Here is a 1,717-nt window from a genome sequence, read left to right as displayed (position 1 = left end):
TGTTCACGGTGGCGCCCGCGCTGCTGCCGTTGATCCAGGGCCAGCGCGTGAAGCTCATCGCCGTGACCAGCGCCAAGCGCTCCGAGCTCATGAAAGACCTGCCTACCGTGGCTGAGTCGGGCTACCCGGGTTTCGAGTCGCTGGCCTGGAACGGTTTGTTCACCGCCAGCGGCACATCGCCCGAGGTGGTGCGCCGCATCAACGCCGACGTCAACGCCGTGCTGCAGGAGCCCGCCGTGCGCGAGTTGCTGGCCAACCAGGGGCTGGTGGCGGGCGGCGGCTCGCCGGAAGAGTTCAAGGCCTTCATCGATAGCGAAGGCCGCAAATGGGGTGCGATCATTGCCAAGGTCGGCATCCGCCTTGACCAATAACATTCTCGACAACCCACGCCAGAAGACTCCAGGAAGAGAAAGAACATGGAACAGCAGTTTCCCCGCGACATCTACACGGAACCCGAGCCCGATCCGCACACGCTCGCCAACCTGGGCCCGCTCACGGGCCTGGCGGGCCTCTGGATCGGCAAGGCCGGCCACGACGTGAGCCCGAAGGAGGACGGCCCCGAGGCCGAGGCCTACATCGAGCACGCGGAGTTCCAGCCCATCGACGCGCAGACCAACGGGCCGCAGATCTTCTACGGGCTGCGCTACCACCTGCGCATCGTCAAGCCTGACGATGTGGAGACTTTTCACGATCAGGTCGGCTATTGGCTCTGGGAGCCCGCCACGGGTGCACTGATCCAGACGCTGTCGATCCCGCGCGGCCTTACGGCCATGGCCACGGGGCACGCGAAGGCCGATGACCGCAGCTTCAGGCTCGAAGCAGTGCGCGGCGGCGAAACCAACGGCATCGTGGCCAACCCGTTCCTGGAGCATGCGTTCAAGACGCTGCGCTACAGCATCCAAGTGACCATCCACGACGACGGCAGCTGGTCGTATGAGCTGGAAACGGTGCTGAGCGTGCTCGGAAAGGCCGAGCCCTTCAGCCACACCGACCGCAACACGCTGCGCAAGATCGGCGAGCCCACGCCGAACCCGACGGCACAGGCCGCGATGGCCGCAGCCTGAGCCGCTACTCCGCGAGTGCCGCTTCCACGTCCGCGTGGAACTTGGCCGAGCACCACTCGGTCGCGCCGAAGTACAGCGATGTCTGCGCACCGCTCGCAAGCGTCGATTGCGCCGACACGCCGAGTGCGAAGTCTTCGTCGAGCGCGCCCCAGAACGATTCGACGTTCTTGCGCCAGTAGTTCATCGACTTCTCAGTCTTCGGCAGTTCGGGAATCAGCGTGCTCGCGATCACGCGTGAGCGCCCCGGCGATTCGGGCAGCACGGTGAACGCGTTGGCGTGATCGCCCTCGTGCAGGATGAAAGTCGCCGGGAAGAAGTAGTAAATGATGTTCGAGTGCGGCCCCACCTGCCATGCCTGCGTGGGTGTGCCGCGTAGGCCTTCGATGCTGCGCTTGGGCAGGAAGAGGCGCTGGTGCTGCCGGTCGTGGTCGGCCATCAGCAGGTTGTCGTAGAACAGTGCGGCGATGCTGTTGCGGTGCGCGTACTGGAAGTGATGCGTCTCCAGGTTCGCCTCAAAAGGGATCTTCCAGTTGGCCGCGTTGTCGAAGGCGTGCTGGTGAAACGGCACCCAGCTGTCGTAGCCCCATGAGCGCAGGTCGCCGCCGAAGCGGCCCAGCCAGTTGTCGATGTCGAGTTGGGCGTTTTCGCCATCG

Annotated in this window: 3 protein-coding genes; 2 read left to right on the top strand and 1 reads right to left on the bottom strand. The window is 64.9% G+C overall.

The genetic code is table 11. The features are described 5' to 3' along the window. Both ACSFA3_RS22615 and ACSFA3_RS22610 read left to right on the top strand, forming a co-directional pair. The coding region (locus ACSFA3_RS22615) for a Bug family tripartite tricarboxylate transporter substrate binding protein (RefSeq protein WP_435507722.1) at positions 1 to 371 on the top strand (371 nt) is incomplete at its 5' end. A gap of 45 nt (positions 372 to 416) precedes the next feature. Beyond that, entirely contained in the window at positions 417 to 1,064 is a 648-nt protein-coding gene (locus tag ACSFA3_RS22610; RefSeq protein WP_435465687.1) for an FABP family protein, read from the top strand. A gap of 4 nt (positions 1,065 to 1,068) precedes the next feature. Here ACSFA3_RS22610 and ACSFA3_RS22605 read toward each other — a convergent pair. Beyond that, the coding region (locus ACSFA3_RS22605) for an SRPBCC family protein (RefSeq protein WP_435507721.1) at positions 1,069 to 1,717 on the bottom strand (649 nt) is incomplete at its 5' end.

Source organism: Variovorax glucosi (assembly GCF_051216695.1).
Classification (GTDB): Bacteria; Pseudomonadota; Gammaproteobacteria; order Burkholderiales; family Burkholderiaceae_C; genus Variovorax.
Note: the sequence above shows the minus strand (reverse complement) of the source record. Positions and strands in the feature narration are given on the sequence as shown.

Excerpts from the sequence above, each read along its gene's own strand:
- ACSFA3_RS22610 (WP_435465687.1), top strand. The coding sequence starts at position 417 with ATGGAACAGCAGTTTCCCCGCGACATCTACACGGAACCCGAGCCCGAT.